Here is a 19,829-nt window from a genome sequence, read left to right on the forward strand (position 1 = left end):
TTATTACCTTTTCCGGTTAGCTAACTCATAAACTGTTTTCTCACGCAACTTAAATAAATCAATAGCATGTTGAAAACTTTCAGAGTGCCCAGCAAACAACAATCCATCAGAGGCTAACAATGGCACAAATTTTTTCAAAATTTTGTATTGCGTTTTCTTATCAAAATAAATCATTACGTTACGGCAAAATATCGCATCAAATGGACCTCGAATTGGCCAATTATCATCAAGCAAATTCAATTTGCGGAAGGTAATCATATTCCGTAACTCAGGACGAACTCTTGCCGAGCCATCATGAGAACCTTTACCTTTCAAAAAAAACTGTTTCAGCTTTTCCTTAGGTAGTTTTTCTAATTTATCCAGTGAATAAATGCCCATTTGGGCTTTTGCCAACACATTTGTATCCAAATCCGTGGCCAGAATATGTACAGGTGGAGTATATGACTTAAATGCATGCACCATTGCCATTGCCATTGAATATGGTTCTTCACCAGTAGATGAGGCACTGCACCAAAGTTGAATTTTGTCGTGATTTTTACGTTTCTCTATATGCCTCTCGAGAATGGGAAAATGATGTTGTTCACGAAAAAAGGCAGTAAGATTTGTTGTCAAAGCATTAGTAAATGCTTCCCATTCTTCCGGATTGCCGCGCTCTAAATAGTCCAAGTATTCATCAAAACTATCAAAACCTGTCGCACGTAACCGTCTGGCAAGTCGACTATACACCATGTTCTGCTTACTAGTTGAAAGTGAAATACCCGCATGCTTATATATCAACTTTCTAATACGTTCAAAATCAGCCTGAGTAAAATTATATTCGCGCACTTTACTATCAGAGTTATCTTCGATATTCGTTATTAACCCCATAATTTCCACCCACAAATAAGATAAAATGCTATTTTCCGATAACTGTCCAATATCAAACTAAAACCCAGGTACTTCTTTAACAGCGGCAGCCTCATAATCGGTCGAAGTGATACAATTTAACATATTGATAATACAAGGTAATGATATTGCGATAAAGCTCATGCAATTTTTATATGATCTTCTCTTTTTTCATAAAGAATTAAGTATGACCCCTACACAAGCTCCTGCTGAGATGCCATCACCAGAGCTGCAGCATCAAGAATAAGCGCAACTTTGCCATCACCCATAATAGTCGCACCCGAAGCTCCCTGAACTCTACGATAATTACTCTCCAGACTCTTAATAACTACTTGGTGCTGTCCAACCAAATCATCCACAAATAAAGCTGCTTTATGTCCCTCAGCCTCAAGAATGACAAGAATTCCTTTATGAATCTCCGTTACGTTCGGACGCAAATTGAAGAATTCATGCAATGCGATCACAGGGAGATATTCACCTCTTACTTGCACTACACGCCCTTGTCCGCTCACTGTTTTAATATCGGTGGCCGCCGGTTGCAATGACTCGGTTATATAATTTAACGGGACAATAAACATTTGATCTCCCACAACCACAGATAATCCATCAAGTATCGCGAGCGTTAGTGGTAAGCGGATAGATATGCGCGTACCAGATCCAAATGTCGATTCAATATCGATACGCCCTCCCATACTCTGTATATTGCGTTTCACTACATCCATGCCAACACCACGACCTGACACGTCTGTAACTTGATCCGCTGTTGAGAAACCAGCTTCAAATATTAATAACCAGACCTCCTGGTCAGTCATTGCATCATGTGCAGGTAAACCACGTTCTTTTGCTTTGGCAAGAATTTTCCCTCTATTTAGTCCTGCGCCATCATCACTGACCTCGATAACAATGCTTCCCCCTTGGTGGAAGGCTCGAAGGGTAATTGTGCCTTGCGCCGGTTTCCCAGCAGCAATACGTTTTTCAGCTACTTCTACACCGTGATCCAAGCTATTTCTAACTAGGTGTGTTAAAGGGTCAGCAATTTTCTCGATTAACCCCTTATCAAGTTCTGTATTCTCACCAACAGTCCTCAACTCCACGTGCTTATTCAGTTTCGCCGCCAAATCACGCACAACTCGTGGATATCGGCTGAATACAAAACTGATTGGCATCATGCGAATTGACATCACGGATTCTTGCAAATCTCGTGTATTTCGTTCCAATTGACTCATTCCACTATACAATTTCTCGAACAACACCGGATCATACTGAGAAGCTGTTTGCGCAAGCATTGCTTGAGTAATTACCAATTCCCCAACTAAATTAATCATTTGATCAACTTTCTCTATACTGACTCGAATAGATGACGTTTCACTAACAGAGGCTGCTGTATTAGTTTTTCCAGAAGATTTATTTGTAACTTGGGATTCATTTTTGGTGCTACATGTATTCGGCAACTGTGCCTGATCCAGGTTAATTTCGGAATCTTCTATATTCCGCGGTGCAGCGGGTGCTCCTGGGAAGAATCCATATCCTGGTGTAGAAGGCGTCTTACACGCCAATTCATCTTCCTCTGCTAAAACTTCTGCATCACGGACTGATTCATTTAGGATCTCAATTTCTGCAACCTTGGTTGAAGTAATTGTCGTTGCTTTAATTTTAAGACTCGCGGGATCGACCACGAATGCCAAAGTTTCCCAAATATCTTCTTCGCTACTACTTGTAGTCAGTGTTAATTTATAATGCCCCTCCGCATTTACCGGCGTAAGGTTCTCCAGATCCCCCAACCCCCTTAAATTAGAGAATAAATTCTCAAGTGCTGCACTAGTCAAATCCATACTGGAAAACTCGATAATAAAACTAAGCCCTGTGGCAATATTTTCATGAGAAACTTTATCTATACCGGCCCCAACATCAGTCTCTTGCGACACTAACTTAGCCTTAGTTTCAAAAAAAGCTGTTTTGGTATCTACTATCGATGGGGTCTCCTGCGGATCCTCACTTAATCTTTTAAGTTCTTCACAAATGGCTTCAGCAACAGTGGGATCAGCTTGTCCTTCTCCACGATGTCCAGCCAATTGTGCTTTGATAACGTCCCCGGCCTTTAAAAAAGCATCGACCATCTCGCTACGTACCTCAAGCTCGCCCTTACGTAATCTGTCTAGCAGTGTCTCCAACATATGCGTCATCTCCGTCATATCTGTAAAACCAAATGTTCCCGCTCCACCCTTAATTGAATGAGCAGCACGAAATATAGCGTTTAAATCTTCCAAATCTGGCGAATTCACGTCAAGTCTAAGTAAACATGCCTCCATATCCGCAAGTAACTCTGAGGATTCTTCAAAAAATATCTCATAAAACTGTTCAAGATCTGTACTCATGAGAAGCCCTATTTCAAGTTAAATTGTTTGATTGACGCTTTAAAGAAAGAAACCCAATACAACAAAACACTTACTCTTTGAGAGTAGAGGTTATTTAAGCCAATTATTCCGCTTAAAAATATTATTTTCTAACCAATAACTTTACCGATTACTTCCAATAATCGTTTGGGATCAAACGGTTTCACTAACCATCCTGTTGCCCCCGCCGCTCTACCTTTTGCTTTTATTTCATCCCCAGATTCAGTGGTCAATATCAAAATAGGAGTATTTTTGTATTGAGCTAATTTCCGCAGTAACTCAAGTAACTTTAATCCGTCCATGCGTGGCATATTGATGTCAGTTAGTATTAGATTAATCTGATGATGACTTGCCTTATCGAATGCATCTTGACCATCAACTGCTTCAATGACCTCATAACCTGCACCTTTAAGTGTAAAAGTTACCATCTGCCGGATTGATGCAGAATCATCCACTGCAAGTATTGTCTTAGCCATTTATTACTCCTTTGCTGATATTATTAAGTTGCTCGGTAGAAAATGTCCGTTAAGCATTTTTAAAAAAGCTCAACATCGCCCATTTGCATCCCTTGCTGCACAACCGGTTTTTTTTTGCTTTTATTCTTCACCACCTCAACTGCTTTAGAGATTCCTGAATGTATTGAATCCAAAGCTTTCCTTTCAGTTTCTCCCTGCCAAGCACCTTGCCGATCAATACGCTGCAATTCAACATTTAACATTTCCACTTGACGTGTAGTATGAGCAAGCAATTGCGCAACTAAATCACCAAATTGCAAAGAGGTAATTACCATCTCCAACTCTTGTTCGATTTGATTGGCAATAACCATTTGCTTCTCCAATAACTCATTAATGGAGCTACTTGCCTCAGGAGCGGTCATTCTTTCAATAGCTAGAACCATTTCATGATGAGACTCTGTTAATTTACTTATGTACCTGAAATTAATAACTAAGTTATTAACCGCATCACTAACTAGTCTTTCAGCCTGATTCAAATCCCCTTTGATACCCATGAAATATTCATCGGCCGCGTTATTGCATATAACCTTATCGTTATCTTTCAGCGCCAATTTATCTTCAGATTTATTATCAAGTTTGTCGCTAACTGATTGCAGCTCAGTCATAATTTTTTCCTCGCCACTTGTTTTATTCGAAGTCATTGTCGCAATCGTTTGATACAGAAGACCATTATCATGCACCATACATAAGCTTTATCATCGGCTATCACAAATGCCTTATTCAACAGAGCAAAGCCATAACGTATTTGTTGTATCAATACTTCTTTAGCATCAAAAGTTAACGTCATAACATTTACCAACTTTAATTCTGCAGCTCTGCAAAGAATCTAGTAAATTCATAAACATAAAAAATATGAAATCAGCGTTTATGAATAGGTCAAATATGTCGTGAAAATTTTTTACGAATCAATAGGATTCATCAATTCCGATGAGTTATATATCAATACCCAAACTGAAAAATAATCCGATACCACACTCAATCTAATTTAATTGGCAACCTCATTGATTCGATTTGCCCATCCAATTGCTTGTATCTCGATATCTGCCAAGTCACTCAAACTTAGAAAATCAAGTTCAGCCAATATTAATTGAATCGCAGTAACATCCCCTTTCTCATTAGCTTCTATTAACTTCAGTTCTTGACCTAAACGCCCTTCTCGGTTTAATAGCGCTTGACTCATATCATCCGGGATTTCCAGCTTATCGACAATTTTCTGCATCTCAATACCCAGTAGTACATTGAGCAGAGATAATATTCCTACCATAAAAGCTCTTTCTTGATGATTCTTATCATGGGGTCGTTCCGCTGTTGCAATTAATTCCATTAATTTGCCCCGTGCAGCCGCTGTCTGCATTAATGCATTGGACATATTTTCATTAGACTGATCAGCCGTATAGAGCAATAATTGCACCCATCTTTGCAACTGCTTTCGCCCCATTATCATAATCGCATGCTTGATCGAATTGATTTTTTGTGGCAATCCACTTGCTACAGAATTCACCATTCGCATCAAGTTGTAACTCAGTCCAGGTTGATGCTTAAATTCCTTCTCTATTTCTTCAATATCGTTATCCCCCATCACAAGTGTCAGCAATTTTAATAGCGACAACTTTCCAGGATCTGCCCGTTTTACTGATAACACTTCAGGTTTTGCAAAATAAAATCCCTGAAACATCTGGAATCCAAGTTTCATACAATTACTTTCCTGTTCGCGAGTCTCCACTTTTAACGCCAAAAGCAATACTGGCCAACGATTTAATTCAATTACTAATTTAGAAAGCTCATTTGTCTCCAGTTCAAGCACATTCACCTTAACCACACTGACCAATGGTAGCAATTGCTTGACTTTCTCATTTATGGCAACCACATTATCCAGTGCAAATTGATATCCTTTTTGCTTTAACTCGCTACATCGTTGCATAAAATCGGCTGTCAAAGCCGTTGTCTCTTTTATTTCGAGTATCACATGTTTACTGGGTAGCAAACTAATGATATCGCTCATCACTAATCCTGGATCCGCATTGATAAAGCCTCGTTGTTTACCCAACACATTCTGAATACCCAACTGACAATATGCATTGATGATGACATTTGCGGATGCGGATAAGTCGTTACTAATACTGATCTCCTCATCAGCTTCCTCTTGCCTAAACAGCAATTCAAAGGCCACTAAATTTTGATTGCGATCGAGAATGGGCTGCCGTCCAAGAAAGAAACCTTCCATTCACTCCCCCACACTAATCAAGCAATATAAAGAAACTTCAAGTACACCGATTCTGTTTATTTCTCTAGCTTTCTTCATATTTTTACAAATATATTTTCCTGAAATTCATATAATGGAAAAGATGGTTCTTCATCCCGCTCTTGCTCCAAACTAAGCCAAAGCAGGAATTGCTCTGTTTTTTCCTGTTCGCTTTGCTTGATAAAGCGCTCTATCGGCACGGCTTATAACTGAATTCTGATGCTCTCCAAATGAGCGTAATGCAACACCGGCACTAAAAGTTATTGGTATTGATTCGTTATCGATTTGCAAAGAAAAATTTCTTTCCAAGTTATTTTGTAGCCTCTGAATGATAGTTAATGCATCTTCTAGCTCAACCTCGGGCAATAAAATTACAAATTCCTCTCCACCAAAACGCGCCACTATATCGGAAGGCCGTAGTGTCTCCTTGGCAACCGTAACTAAGTTAATGAGTACGCTATCCCCATATTGATGACCAAAATTGTCATTAATTTTCTTAAAATTATCCAGATCAATTAGAACTACCCCCAATGACTGGGCATTTCTATCGGCTCGCGCTGCTTCACGCTTAAAAATATCATCAAGACCACGACGATTGAATGCACCCGTCATTTGATCTGTCTGTACAAGTCCCCGCAGCTGTTCCAACTCATCCTTTAATAATTCAATCTTCTGCTCTGCTCGTTTCACTTGCTCCTGAGCGGCAAAAACCTCATCACTAAATTTCAACCCTCGCGTCTCGGATAACACGACATCCAGAATTCGAATGATCTCATCAGCATTATGTGTTTTACGAATTTGTTCAGCATAATGTTCTACCTGCTTATAATAATCTTCAGAATCAATCATAGATTTCTGCTCACTTCTAATAGCATTAGTCGATTTAACCAATCTTAATATTCTTTTTTGTTTATGATTAATAGCTTCTTGCATTGCTATCCTCCTCAATTGACGACATTAGATGCGGAACAAAACCAGCGGGAGATAATTCGTTGGATTGCGAAGGAGAACCCGTCCTGGTATATACTGCCATGCCAGTAAATTAACAGAATAGGGTTAGAACAGATGTAAAGAATAAAAAGGGAAATCGGGTGTTATTTACCGATAAGAGCGGCTTCTATACTGACTCAATGGTTCATCTGAAAAAGCATCGATCCATAGTTATAAGGATAAGTTACGTGAGAAACTGTGTGAGTAATACCCTAAATGAAAAACTCTATCAATCGTCCATCTCGCCATCGACATTAGGCAAAATCCAAAATAATTATTTTTCTTTGATACAATGCTCCACCATTGCTTGCTTGTAATCAATCCGACCAAATGAAACATCTTTTAATTGACCCTTGCGGTCAAACAAAATACACGAAGGTGTTCCTTGCAGTGCAAAGTTCTCGAAAGTTTCAGCCTTCATCGATTTCTGTTCCAGATAATGCCTAACTTGATGCAGCACTAATTTTCTCTGCTCGTTACTTAAGTTCTCAAAATCCGGAAGAAATTCACCAGCATACCGTAACACGCGTTTATCAGTAACCGGCTCAGTTTCCGCCACAACGCGATCCATGCCCACTGCAAAAGGAATTTTCCATGGCAACTTACCTTCGGATAATATGCCATATTGATTCAGCGCCTTGAGTGTTTCACCGATCACTTCACCGGTGGTAATTAATTTTTGCAAATTCTCGAGCGTATTTTTGTCATAATCCTCAAATGCGGTGGCCAAACCGATGACAACCAATCCATGTTGATGATAACGTTCATGCAGATCGATAGCTTTAGGTAATGAATAAATAAAACAGCCCGGACAATTCACCTGAAAAACCTCAATCAACACCACCGAACCCACTAGATTATTTAACACAATCGGTCCTCCCTGCACCCAAGCAGCAACCGAAATATCAGAAAGCGAATGATTATTCATGGTTAAAATAGTTAAAATAAATAAATAGAAACTCTGGCATATTACAGAAGCTGGACACTGTCATGCATTATTTTTGATAAAAACTAATTCGAATTCGCTAGAAATGCGTTACTGGTTAATGAAATCCGATCCGGATGAGTTCAATATTGACGACTTTGCAGCATTACCCAAGCAGACTGTAGCCTGGGAAGGCGTGCGCAATTATCAATCACGCAATTTTATGCGCAATCAAATGAATATCGGTGATCAAGCTTTTTTCTATCATTCCTGCTGCAAAGATCCCGGGATTATGGGTATTGCAACTGTTAGCAGACCCGCATATCCGGATGTCTCGCAATTCGATTCCAGCAGCAAATATTTTGACCTCAAGGCATCATTGAGTAACCCGCGTTGGTTTAATGTTGAGCTTACCCTAACAAGAAGAATCCGTCTGATCTCGATCAAAGAGCTCAGGCAGCATGAGGAGTTGCGTCGTATGCGGGTACTGCAAACCGGTAACCGCTTATCGATCACCCCGATTGATCCGGCCGAATGGCAATTTATCCTGAACCTGCTATGATCTTATTGGATCCTTTCTAAAGAAACCAAATATGGAATGGTGGCTGATTTACCTTCTGACCGGAGCATTTGTAGGTTTCTTCGCCGGTTTGCTCGGCATCGGTGGCGGACTGATCCTGGTGCCCGTGCTGATCACCGTATTTACAGCTCAGAACTTTCCCGTCGATCGCATCATGCATATGGCGCTCGGTACCACGATGGCCACCATCATTTTCACATCAATCACCAGTTTGCGCACTCACCATCAGCATGACGCAGTAAATTGGCAAATTGTAAGAAATATTACTCCCGGTATTTTTCTCGGTACTTTCGGCGGCGCCACCCTGGCGGGATCGATGACGGGTCAGCTACTGAGCTCTATTTTTGTCATTTTTATTTTTTATGCCGCCACGCAGATGCTGCTGCAATTTCGCCCCAGCCCGATGTTTCAGTTACCTGGAAGAATCGGCTTGTTACTCGCCGGCGGAGTTATTGGCGCACTTTCCAGTCTGGTTGCTATTGGTGGCGGGTTATTGTCAACACCATTTCTTACTTTGTGCAAAATCAAACTTCAACACGCTATTGGCACAGCAGCCGCCATCGGTTTTCCCATCGCGCTGGCCGGAACCATCGGATATGTCGTAAATGGATTGATTCAACCGGATCCACTTCCTGCCAACAGTTTAGGTTATGTTCATTTACCCGCATTAATTTGGTTGGTATCCGCCAGCATGTTGACAGCACCTCTCGGTGCAAGACTTACGCATTCGATCCAAACCGCCATTCTAAGAACAATCTTTGTTGTATTGCTTTATAGTTTAGGTATCAGGATGTTAATCAACTTAATTTAAATTAAAGGGGGAGATGTTGATTTATCTTATTGCAGTATTTCAACTGTAAGATTCCAACCCTTTTCCATCCCTGCCCCACCTAAGAAAACATACACTTAATCTCTGAGAATTCAGTTCTCCGCTTCTTAACGGCAGAACTGATGCAGTTGTGCAGTTAATAATTTCGTAGCTTGCAGTGAAGTACTTTACTCCGCAGCTTTAGCCATTTTGATCGCTCGCATCACCATGTCGCGCGCTTCGGCCGCATCACCCCAGCGACCGACACGCACCCATTTTTCCGGCTCAAGATCTTTATAATGCGTAAAAAAATGCTCTATCTGCTGAAATACGATATCAGGAAGATCCTTTCGCTCGGATACATGTGCGTAATAAGGGAAGGTCTTGGTATCCGGCACACAAATAAGCTTCTCATCACCGCCATGCTCATCTTCGAGATGAAGCAGTGCAATCGGTCTTGCGCGCACTACGCATCCGGCCAGGAATGGCGAACGGGCAATAACAAGCGCATCAAACGGATCGCCGTCATCACATAAAGTATGAGGAATAAAACCATAATTAGCCGGATATCGCATCGGTGTATGTAAAATGCGGTCTACGAATAATGCTCCGGATTGTTTATCAAACTCATATTTAACGGGTTCACCGCCTGTGGGCACTTCTATGATGACATTGACATTGTTGGGTACATTGGCGCCTACAGGGATTGCTCTAATATCCATGAAACATGCCTTTCTCGCTTTTGGGGATTAGGAAGAAACAAATACTGCGACTACGCGGATCATTACTTTTGTAATTTTAGTGTACTGAAGGCTGGAACGACTGTCAAACATTCGTCCTTGGCATTCGAAGAACAAATAAAATAGAACGACTAAATGAATCACCGCTTCCGCAAACGACCCTCAAGTGCAAGTCAAATGAACAACCTCGCTCCCCTCAGGAACGAGGAATAAAACCGGTATCGATTAAACCAAATATTCCGCTCACAAATATTTTGTTACGAGCAAATTGAGTGGACTTAACCAATACCATTGAGCAAGCTTAGCTGGCTCTGATTTTACATATTTTTGCTTACATTACTCACAGACGTGGTGTTATGACGCCATTTTCATCGGACAAGATAATTTCTACGCGCCGATTCAGTTGACGATGTTCGGCAGTATCATTTCCGGTAATCGGCAAGGTTTCACCATAACCGCGTGAAGCGACACGATCATTACTAATACCGCTATTCAGTAAAGCCATCTTCACAGCATTGGCACGTCGCTCGGAAAGTTCCTGATTATAATGGTGACTACCCGTATTATCGGTATGCCCTTCAATTAATACCTTATGCTGAGTATACTGTCTGAGAAAATCTGCCAGTTTTTGCACAGTCCGAACACCATTCGCTTCGAGCTGTGCCATATTGGTACGGAACAATACATCGTTCAATGTAATCACCAAACCGCGTTCTGTTTTCTTGGCGTTTAACTCCTCCAATTCTTTCTGTTGCTGAGCAATCAGTAATTGATCAAATGCCACCTGTTGTTTGGATTCTTCAGCCTCAGCTGTTCTTGCTTCAAGCAGAATTCGATCACGTTCGACATCGGCATTTGCCACCACTGACTCAGCGATTTTCGCTTTGGCAGTTTCTTGCGCGATGGCAACTTGTTGTTTTGCCATGTAGGCTAGATGATTAACTTTAGCATCGTTTTCTCCTTTGTTTAGCGCAACGTCTGCTTTATCCAGAATATTACCGGCTTCTTTTAATTCCAACGCTGCCATATTGGTAACTTGCGGATTTGCTAGTGCACTGTTGTAATGGGTATGCGCTTGCGCAAGAGAAGGGTTGTGCGGAGTCGAGCCGCAACCGGAAACAGTATAAATAGCGATAACAATCAGAATAGTAGAGAAATACCAACTTTTTTGCATAATAAACTCCAGTGAAGATTACTGAACTTGACGATCAATTTCTTGACGTAGTGTATGGCTCGCTTCCTGTAGCGCATCTGCCGCTTTCTGTGCTTTAGCAGTGCGCGCCATGGCTCCAGCAAGTTGGGCATCCATCTGCGCTTGTTCTGCCAGTTGGCGGGCAAGCACATAGTCTTTCTCTCCCATCGCGCGTTCGGCAGCTTCCATCTTTTCCATCGCGGACTTAAATTCCACTGGCGCGAATTCACTACCGCCCGCGCTGAGTGCATTATTTACTGCGGTTCTGGAAGTGGCTATCTGCTCGGTAGGTGCCGGAATGCTTTCACAACCAACCATAAAGATGGCACAAATTACTGTGATATTGAATATGCGAATCATGGGGTACGAATTTAGGGAATAAAAATTCTTCATCATTTTTTGATCCATTGGTAAACCTCCTAAAACAATGGTGGCAATAATTACTTGGCTTTTTGTAATTATTGGAAATTTATTGATATCAAAATCCAGACAAGTCTATTTTAGAAATAACCTTTTTAAGACCATCGCTGATAATTAGATGCTTTCTAATGGAAAAAAACAGTACGCTAGCGCACACATCAGTTCAGACGCCGAGATGCAAACCTGTCTAGTAAGAAACTTGGATAAGCTATCTCAATCTGACAGCAGCAAAGAAAGACTCAATTGGGAGCGGTGTTCTGGAATGCTGTCAATTCTCGACAGGATACTCATACAAATCGACATGGAGGCTTTGGTTTTAGGCCGCATTACAATGCCTCTGGAATATTTCGGACTGAATCCATTCTGTACAGTGATAAAGCGCTTGATAAGTTTTTTCTGATTTCTGTCTGCCGAATCTGTGTAAGAGATCTTTAACTTCAGATTGCAGGAAGATTAAGCAATTTTCCAATATCTTGGCAATCTATGTTCCCAACAATGTGCTGATCCGCGCCGGAGTCGCTTTGCGGTGTCCCAGCACAATGTGACGCGGTCAAGTAAAAAACTGGACAACTCAGTTAAGCAACTTTCTTTACATTTTCAATTTCTACCTCATATTGATTTGGGCTCTTGTACCCCAAGTATGAGTGCAGTCGATGACTGTTATAAAACATGGAAATATACTGCAACACATCTTGCTGAGCTGAGAAACGAGTTTGATAATGGCACCAGTGGATTCGCTCCTGTTTGAGGCTGCCGAAAAAGCTTTCTGCTACAGCATTGTCGTAACAATTACCAGTACGGCTCATGCTGCCAATAAGACCATGTATCTTCAGAAGGTTTCGGTGTTGTCGGCTGGCATATTGCGATCCGCGATCCGAATGCACAATCAGTCCTCTTTGTGGTTGACGCCTCCGGATAGCCATTCTTAATGCATCACAAACCAGTCTGGCCTTCATTCTTGGACTCATACTCCAGCCGACCACTTTCCTGGAAAATAAATCAATGATCACAGCCAGATACAGTCAGCCTTCTCGAGTCCAAATGTAGGTTATGTCGCCAACGTAGACTTGATTGGGGGCTGCAACATCAAACTGCCGATTCAGCTTGTTCTCAAATACCGGCTGTTTGTGATCGCTATGGGTTGTCACTTTGTATTTCCTGCGATGCTTGACTTGCACACCGGCTTCCCGCATCAGGCGTCGAGCTTTCCAGCGACCAATCGGATAACCCAGCGCATTCAGCGCTTTTCCGATTCTGCGGCTGCCATAACTATAATTGCTGGATTTTGCTATATCCCGCACCGCTTCAAGTTTTTCCTCGTGATGCTGGCGTTCAGAACAATTATCAACGCACCGAACGTAATCATAGTAGGCGCTACGACTTACACCCATGAGTTGGCACATCAAGCCAACAGGATAGGTCTTTTTCCTTTGGCTAATGAACGAATACTTCATTTCGTTTCTTTCGCGAAAAAGACCGTCGCTTCCTTTAGTATTTCCCTCTCCAGCTTGAGCTGCTTGATTTGCGCTTTCAACTGCCGGATTTCTTCCTGCTCTGGCGTCAGCTTCCCATTACCACGGAATGACTGATCAGCATCATCTGCTTGGTATTCCCTGATCCACCTCCTCAACATATTAGGCGTGATCTCAAGGTTTCGAGATACTTCTGACGTCGTGTGATCCTGATCCAATACCAGACTCATAGCATCTAATTTAAATTCTTTTGTATATTGTTTTCTCGTTACCATTTCTTCCTCCGGTAATCCCCCCATTATTAACCGAAGTTAAAAGTAGAGGTTAATGCGCTAACTGAGCGAGCTTTTGTTTTGGTGTTATTCCTCCAATGGCCGTATTAGGCTGTTCATGATTATAGGTCCACAACCATTTTGTTGCATAGTCCTGAACTTCGGCGATTGACTCAAAGCAGTGCTGGCTTAACCAGTCATAACGTACGGTTCTGTTGTAACGTTCAATGTAGGCGTTTTGCTGAGGTTTGCCGGGCTGTATGAATTCCAGTTGTATGCCGTTCTTTGCCGCCCAGGCAGAGAGTAAGCCGCTGATGTACTCAGGGCCGTTGTCACAGCGAATCCGCTTTGGCTTGCCGCGCCATTCGATCAGGCGATCCAGCGTGCGTATGACGCGCCCTGCAGGTAAGGAGAAATCCACCTCTATTCCCAATCCTTCACGATTGCAGTCGTCCAGTATATTGAGTAACCGAAAGCTGCGGCCATCTTCCAATTGGTCATACATGAAATCCATTGACCAGGTTTCATTGATGGTTAACGGTACCGCCAGCACTTCCGGCTTGTCACGTTTGAGCCGCTTTCTCGGCTTGATCCGCATGTTCAGTTCCAACTCCCGGTAAATACGATAAACACGCTTGTGGTTCCAGAAAAAACCTTTTACATTGCGTAAGTACAGAAAGCATAAACCAAACCCCCAGTTTCGCTGATTGTGCGTCAACCGCAGCAGCCAATCGGCAATGATACGGTTATCAGCATTGAGCCTGGCTTGATAACGGTAACATGTTTCGCTGATATCATAGATCTCACACGCCAGGCGGATACTGATCCTTTTTTGCTTAACAACCTGTTTAGCCATGTCGCGCCGCTGCCAGGGCGCTACCACTTTTTTTCGAGGGCTTCCTTACGTAGCTCGGATTTTAACCGTTCCTCAGCATACATCTTTTTCAACCAGCGATTCTCTTCTTCAAGTTCCTTGAGTCGGGCTATCATTGATGCATCCATACCGCCGTATTTGCTGCGCCATTTGTAAAATGTCGCATTACTCATACCGTGTTCACGGCACAATTCAGGCACCGGCACTCCTCCCTCGGCCTGTTTGAGTATCGCCATGATCTGGCTGTCACTGAATTTCGATTTCTTCATTGCAGAATCTCCTGTCTATATAAATTACAAGAAAATTCTACTTCTGACTCCTGTTATTTTCTGGGGGGATTACCCTCCCGTTAAGCTATTTTCTCTTAACTGGACTGTCCGGTTTCATTAAACCAGGTCAATGTAACCGATAGTTAATTTGAAAGAATTTTTAAGTACCCGCTTTTCTCTTATTCGTAAGAAATGACCGTAGCTCTATCAGATATCGCGCCTTGAATTTAATCCATGATTGAGGCATTGCGAAACCTGTCTTACTGCTTTATTCGGAAAGGTTGATACGCTTGGTCGACTTCATCTGCGCACTGCGCGACAAATAGCCTAAATAACAGCCTGCCAGCACCCCTAAAATCCAGCTGAGAACAACGAGAGCAGGCATTAAATGTGAATCGTTTGTATCGCGAAATCGGCTGATCAATACCCCCAGCGGTGCCGCACCTACCACTATGAAAGCGCAAATTCCCAGTGCGCCTTTACTCCATCGGTACACCGCGTATGATAACAACAGAAAAGGTGATGCCATGATTAGTTGAATAGGCCAGGAAATACCACTCCAAAGTAACCCAAAACCAATAAATGACAATAGAAAACCACTGACAAGTGCGCAAAAAATAATGAATATATCGTGCCAGAAATTGCGGGTATGCAGTTCTTTTTTCATCTTAAACACTCATTATTTCCAAACACATTGTTAAATGATTCAGCATGCGCACTTGTTCAACATCGATAACACTATCTTAAAATTAACTTTTCCGGAAATTATAATGCCAAGTGTCAATCATTCAATACAACCGCATTGATAATCCGGTTGATCTCAACAACTTGAGAAAACTTTAAGCTATATCGAGAACCTATAATGAATTCAAATTAAAATGCTATACTCGCAAAGCCATTGTAAGCTTGAGAAGGAAGAGGATCAATTTAAATTATAGTTAGATTCTGAATGAGAAAACTTAACAAAATATGTGGCTATTTCTTCTGTTCCCGTTATTACGTCTACAAAATTTCATAGAATGCTGACAACCGTTGTAATCGCATCGATCAATCATGTTTTACGCAGTGAAAGCTGGGCATCCAGGCGATTGCAATCTTTTACCGGGCAAACAGTCTGCATTCGGACTTCTCCCTTAATTAATCTCAAAATGCTGATCAACACAGCGGGTGAATTACAGAAAGTTGATGATTCTATAAATGCAGATGCAACATTGACATTATCTCCGTTAATGTTGCCTGGATTGTTGACCCGCGAACTGAATGCATTTGCGCAGATAAAAACGGCCGGCAATCCGGTCTTGGTTGAGGAACTGATTAATATCGGTCAGCATATCGACCTTAAAGCAATCGTTGAGCACGATCTTAGCAATGCAATCGGAGACATACCAGCGCATCGAGTCGCTCATGCAGGCGAACATCTGATGCAATGGCAAACAAAAAACATTGATCGCTTTTCTCAGACATTGATCGAATATTTAACTGAAGAAAATGTTTTTCTAATCAAGCCAGACACAGTCCATCGATTTGCAGAAGAGATCAATTGCGTGCAGCTTGATATTGATCAACTGGAACGAAGGTTAAATAAATTGGCGCAACATAGCACCTTCGCAAATGAATAGAGAACGCTATGAAGCGCATTCCCATCACCAAATGACACCGCAGAGTAAATAATAATACCTGAAGAAGTATCCTACTAACCTTTTTAACACAATTCACCCCTACCGATTATAGATTTACTCATGCGCCTATTTCGACTTCTAAAAATACAATACGTCGCTTTCCAATTCGGATTGGATGAATTTGTCTTAAATCATAGCCGCCTGCGGGTGTTAAGAATTGTTGTAAAGACCTTAACCTTCTGGAGAAAGCTGGATAAGCCGCGTGGAGAGAGATTACGGTTGGCTTTAGAAAAATTGGGCCCTATTTTTGTTAAATTTGGCCAGATGCTGTCCACCCGGCGCGATCTTTTGCCTCACGATATCGCCGATGAATTGGCTAAACTGCAAGATCAGGTTCCCCCGTTTCCTTTACCGCTCGTATTAGCAGCATTAGAAAAAGAATATGATCAAAAGATCAGTGAAGTATTTTTCGAATTTAGTGACATCCCGATAGCTAGCGCATCTGTTGCACAAGTCCATTTTGCAGTCTTGCACGATGGAACCGAAGTAGCGGTAAAAATATTACGTCCTAATTTGGAACCCATTATCATGCACGATGTTGCATTGATGGATACAGGCGCCTGGCTGGCAGAAGCACTCTGGTCGGACGGCAAGCGTCTAAAATTACGGCAGGTCGTTTCAGAATTCGCCCGCCATTTGGATGATGAGCTTGATCTGATGCGTGAAGCAGCCAACTGCAGCCAATTACGCAGAAATTTCCTGAATTCTCCATTGTTGCTGGTACCCGAAGTCTACTGGGATTATTGCCGCAATGGTGTAATGGTGATGGAACGTGTTAAAGGTACCCCTATCAGTCATGTTGAAAGATTGCAGGCCCAAGGAATCGATATCCCGCAATTGGCACGCGTTGGAGTGGAAATATTTTTTACTCAAGTATTTCGCGATGGATATTTCCATGCCGATATGCATCCTGGAAATATCTTTGTGGGTCAAGATAGCCGGTATATTGCGGTTGATTTCGGCATCATGGGAACACTCAGCGATCAAGATAAAAATTATTTGGCACAAAACTTTCTGGCCTTCTTCCGCCGGGATTACGGGCGCGTCGCACAAGCTCATGTAGAAGCCGGCTGGGCACCTAAAAATACCCGGGTAGACGATTTTGAATCTGCCATACGGGCTGTTTGCGAACCCATCTTCGACAAGCCGCTGAAAGAAATATCCTTTGGGCGGGTTTTGTTTCAGTTGTTTCAAGCCTCGCGGCAATTCAATGTCGAAATCCAACCTCAACTGGTGTTACTGCAAAAAACATTGCTCAATATTGAAGGCCTTGGCCGTGATCTGGATCCGAATCTGGACCTCTGGAAAACCGCCAAACCGTTTCTAGAGCATTGGATGGCTGAGCAAATCGGCTTGCGTGGATTTGCCAGTCGAATACAAAAAGAAGCCCCGAACTGGGCGATTATCCTGCCGGAATTTCCTCGCCTGATACATCAAGCTTTTGCAGAAAACCGCAATCATGCTTTGGAAAAAAGAATGACCGACCTGGTCATCGAAGAAAAACGGCAAAACCGGTTGCTGTTGCTGATTGCAATCTTGCTGGCTGGATTGCTGTTCTGGCAAATATTTCACTGATTCGCTTTAATTCAATATTTCTTCGCGGAGAAAAGCATTCTTCCCGTTAAAACAGTCTTTGCCAGCATAAGTACCCTGCACATCATCAATCCGGTTTTAACAAAAAGAAATACGTTAAACTAGCAACTTATTTTTCTAACCTCATTATTCATTCTTATGAGCTATTATCAATACCATGTTTTTTTCTGCACCAACCAACGTGACGGGGGTGCAAAATGCTGCAATAATTTCTGCGCCCAGGAACTGCGTGACTACGCCAAGCAGCGCATCAAATCGCTAAAACTCGATGGTAAGAAAAGAATCCGTATTAATAATGCGGGCTGCCTTGATCGCTGCAATGAAGGTCCCGTTATTGTGATTTATCCGGAGGAAACCTGGTATACCTATATCGATCAAGAAGATATTGATGAAATCATCGATGAGCACTTGCTCAAGGGAAATATTGTCGAGCGTCTTAGAATCTGATTTACTGCATCCCAATGAATGCTCACTTCCATCCAGGAGGCTTTATTGGTACGGGATCCGCTCTCCAGGTATGAAGTTACTGCAACAATAACAAAATCTACGCGTCATCATTGTACATTCTCATCTACTATTCAGTATCGCCCCGCTCGGAATAACAACATTATCCAAACCATCGCTAGAACTGCCCCAACACAAGTTTTTATGCCACTCAATTGAGTTTTATACTCGTCTCATCGAGTCAAAAAAATCAGAATTATTTTTGGTCCCTTTGATTTTATCTAACAAAAACGCCATTGCATCCATATCATCCATTGGATGCAGTAACTTACGCAGCACCCAGATTTTCTGCAGAACTTCGGCGGCAATCAATAATTCTTCACGGCGCGTGCTTGATCGATTCACGTTAATTGCAGGATATATCCGTTTCTCAGCCATACGGCGATCAAGATGGATTTCCATATTGCCGGTACCTTTAAATTCCTCATATATCACATCATCCATTCGTGAACCGGTATCAATCAGGGCAGTCGCAATAATTGTCAACGATCCACCCTCTTCGATATTCCGTGCCGCACCAAAAAACCGCTTAGGTCGTTGCAGCGCACTTGCATCCACGCCCCCTGTTAACACCTTTCCAGATGCAGGTACCACGGCATTATAAGCACGAGCCAGCCGTGTAATCGAATCAAGCAGTATTACAACATCTTTCTTGTGCTCGACCAAACGCTTAGCTTTTTCAATGACCATTTCAGCCACTTGAACATGCCTAGCAGCGGATTCATCGAAGGTGGAAGAAATCACCTCTCCCTTGACGGAGCGAATCATTTCCGTAACCTCTTCCGGACGTTCATCGATCAATAACACCATCAGAATCACATCCGGATGATTAGCCGCAATGGCATGTGCAATATGTTGCAGCATAACCGTCTTTCCTGATTTAGGGCTGGCCACCAGCAATCCGCGTTGCCCTTTGCCAATCGGAGCAATCAAATCGATAATACGACTTGTAATATTTTCTTCAGCTTTAATATCCCGTTCAAGTACTAGCCGTTCATCAGGGAATAACGGTGTCAGGTTTTCAAAGAGAATTTTCTGCTTGGAATTTTCTGGTGGCTCATTATTAACTTTATCAACTTTCACCAGTGCAAAATAACGCTCTCCATCTTTGGGTGGACGAATCTCGCCATCGATTGAATCGCCCGTATGCAAATTAAAGCGCCGAATTTGACTCGGTGAAATATAAATGTCATCCGGACCGGCTAAATAGGAAGTGTCAGGAGAGCGTAAAAAACCAAATCCATCCTGCAGCACTTCCAGCGTCCCATGACCATAAATATTCTCACCCTTGCGTGCCTGGTTCTTAAGCAAAGCAAAAATCAAATCCTGCTTCCGCATTCGGTTGGCACCGTCAATTTCGTTTTCGATAGCCATTTTTACTAATTCAGTGACATGTAAATTTTTTAGATCAGATAAGCGCATGAGAAAGCTCTTAAAAAAGAATACTTGGGAAAAAGGTAAAGGTGCTGGAAAGGA

18 protein-coding genes and 1 pseudogene are annotated in these 19,829 nt (G+C 42.2%); 5 read left to right on the forward strand and 14 right to left on the reverse strand.

Features of this window, described 5'->3' with window-relative positions:
* Positions 1-3: 3 nt before the first annotated feature.
* The 7 genes from CPG39_RS02560 to CPG39_RS02590 all read right to left on the reverse strand — a co-directional run bounded on the left by CPG39_RS02560 (position 4) and on the right by CPG39_RS02590 (position 7,953).
* The gene (locus CPG39_RS02560; RefSeq protein WP_096291899.1) at positions 4-867 is read right to left on the reverse strand and encodes a CheR family methyltransferase; all 864 of its coding nucleotides are present in this window, start codon (positions 865-867) and stop codon (positions 4-6) included.
* Between the two features lie 212 nt (positions 868-1,079).
* On the reverse strand, positions 1,080-3,260 hold the full coding sequence (gene cheA, locus CPG39_RS02565) for a chemotaxis protein CheA (protein ID WP_096291900.1): 2,181 nt from the start codon (positions 3,258-3,260) through the stop codon (positions 1,080-1,082).
* 128 nt (positions 3,261-3,388) lie between these two features.
* Complete coding sequence (locus CPG39_RS02570; RefSeq protein WP_096291901.1) at positions 3,389-3,754, reverse strand: response regulator; 366 nt, start codon at positions 3,752-3,754, stop codon at positions 3,389-3,391.
* A 59-nt stretch (positions 3,755-3,813) separates the two neighbouring features.
* Positions 3,814-4,476 carry a hypothetical protein gene (locus CPG39_RS02575; RefSeq protein WP_096291902.1) on the reverse strand — a complete coding sequence of 221 codons (663 nt, stop codon included), beginning with the start codon at positions 4,474-4,476 and terminating at the stop codon, positions 3,814-3,816.
* Between the two features lie 302 nt (positions 4,477-4,778).
* Complete coding sequence (locus CPG39_RS02580; RefSeq protein WP_096291903.1) at positions 4,779-6,017, reverse strand: EAL and HDOD domain-containing protein; 1,239 nt, start codon at positions 6,015-6,017, stop codon at positions 4,779-4,781.
* Between the two features lie 150 nt (positions 6,018-6,167).
* Positions 6,168-6,968: a GGDEF domain-containing protein gene (locus tag CPG39_RS02585; RefSeq protein WP_096291904.1), complete on the reverse strand. Its 801-nt coding sequence runs from the start codon at positions 6,966-6,968 to the stop codon at positions 6,168-6,170.
* A 331-nt stretch (positions 6,969-7,299) separates the two neighbouring features.
* Positions 7,300-7,953: a thiol-disulfide isomerase gene (locus CPG39_RS02590; protein WP_096291905.1), complete on the reverse strand. Its 654-nt coding sequence runs from the start codon at positions 7,951-7,953 to the stop codon at positions 7,300-7,302.
* A gap of 103 nt (positions 7,954-8,056) precedes the next feature.
* On the opposite strand from CPG39_RS02590, the gene CPG39_RS02595 reads away from it, so the two are divergent.
* Entirely contained in the window at positions 8,057-8,512 is a 456-nt protein-coding gene (locus CPG39_RS02595; RefSeq protein ID WP_096291906.1) for an EVE domain-containing protein, read from the forward strand.
* Positions 8,513-8,543: 31 nt separating this feature from the next.
* A complete protein-coding gene (locus CPG39_RS02600; RefSeq protein ID WP_096291907.1) occupies positions 8,544-9,341 on the forward strand; it encodes a sulfite exporter TauE/SafE family protein in 798 nt (265 codons plus the stop codon).
* Between the two features lie 185 nt (positions 9,342-9,526).
* On the opposite strand, the gene ppa is transcribed toward CPG39_RS02600, so the two are convergent.
* The 6 genes and pseudogenes from ppa to CPG39_RS02635 form a co-directional block, all read right to left on the reverse strand.
* The gene (ppa, locus tag CPG39_RS02605) at positions 9,527-10,060 is read right to left on the reverse strand and encodes an inorganic diphosphatase (RefSeq protein ID WP_013647590.1); all 534 of its coding nucleotides are present in this window, start codon (positions 10,058-10,060) and stop codon (positions 9,527-9,529) included.
* 358 nt (positions 10,061-10,418) lie between these two features.
* Positions 10,419-11,252, reverse strand: coding sequence for an OmpA family protein (locus tag CPG39_RS02610; RefSeq protein ID WP_096291908.1), 834 nt, complete (start codon positions 11,250-11,252; stop codon positions 10,419-10,421).
* An 18-nt stretch (positions 11,253-11,270) separates the two neighbouring features.
* Positions 11,271-11,678 carry a DUF4398 domain-containing protein gene (locus CPG39_RS02615; protein WP_013647592.1) on the reverse strand — a complete coding sequence of 136 codons (408 nt, stop codon included), beginning with the start codon at positions 11,676-11,678 and terminating at the stop codon, positions 11,271-11,273.
* Positions 11,679-12,265: 587 nt separating this feature from the next.
* Positions 12,266-13,437: pseudogene (locus CPG39_RS02625) on the reverse strand (IS3 family transposase).
* A gap of 49 nt (positions 13,438-13,486) precedes the next feature.
* Positions 13,487-14,577, reverse strand: a protein-coding gene (locus CPG39_RS02630) for an IS3 family transposase (RefSeq protein ID WP_096291527.1) whose coding sequence is annotated in 2 segments (ribosomal slippage) — positions 13,487-14,316 and positions 14,316-14,577 — 1,092 coding nt in all. Because the reading frame shifts where the segments join, the coding sequence is not laid out codon by codon here.
* Between the two features lie 268 nt (positions 14,578-14,845).
* On the reverse strand, positions 14,846-15,244 hold the full coding sequence (locus CPG39_RS02635) for a lysophosphatidic acid receptor (RefSeq protein ID WP_096291910.1): 399 nt from the start codon (positions 15,242-15,244) through the stop codon (positions 14,846-14,848).
* A gap of 352 nt (positions 15,245-15,596) precedes the next feature.
* Between CPG39_RS02635 and CPG39_RS02640 the strand changes: the two genes are divergently transcribed.
* The 3 genes from CPG39_RS02640 to CPG39_RS02650 all read left to right on the forward strand — a co-directional run bounded on the left by CPG39_RS02640 (position 15,597) and on the right by CPG39_RS02650 (position 18,296).
* Complete coding sequence (locus CPG39_RS02640; RefSeq protein ID WP_096294229.1) at positions 15,597-16,196, forward strand: ubiquinone biosynthesis accessory factor UbiJ; 600 nt, start codon at positions 15,597-15,599, stop codon at positions 16,194-16,196.
* A gap of 120 nt (positions 16,197-16,316) precedes the next feature.
* Positions 16,317-17,831 (forward strand): ubiquinone biosynthesis regulatory protein kinase UbiB, encoded by a 1,515-nt coding sequence (gene ubiB, locus CPG39_RS02645; protein WP_096291911.1) that lies wholly within the window; start codon positions 16,317-16,319, stop codon positions 17,829-17,831.
* Between the two features lie 156 nt (positions 17,832-17,987).
* Positions 17,988-18,296, forward strand: a complete 309-nt coding sequence (locus CPG39_RS02650) for a (2Fe-2S) ferredoxin domain-containing protein (RefSeq protein ID WP_096291912.1) — start codon at positions 17,988-17,990, stop codon at positions 18,294-18,296.
* A gap of 219 nt (positions 18,297-18,515) precedes the next feature.
* On the opposite strand, the gene rho is transcribed toward CPG39_RS02650, so the two are convergent.
* A complete protein-coding gene (rho, locus tag CPG39_RS02655) occupies positions 18,516-19,775 on the reverse strand; it encodes a transcription termination factor Rho (RefSeq protein WP_096291913.1) in 1,260 nt (419 codons plus the stop codon).
* Positions 19,776-19,829 lie beyond the last annotated feature (54 nt).

The sequence above is a fragment of the Nitrosomonas ureae genome, assembly GCF_900206265.1.
GTDB classification, from domain to species: Bacteria; Pseudomonadota; Gammaproteobacteria; order Burkholderiales; family Nitrosomonadaceae; genus Nitrosomonas; species Nitrosomonas ureae_C.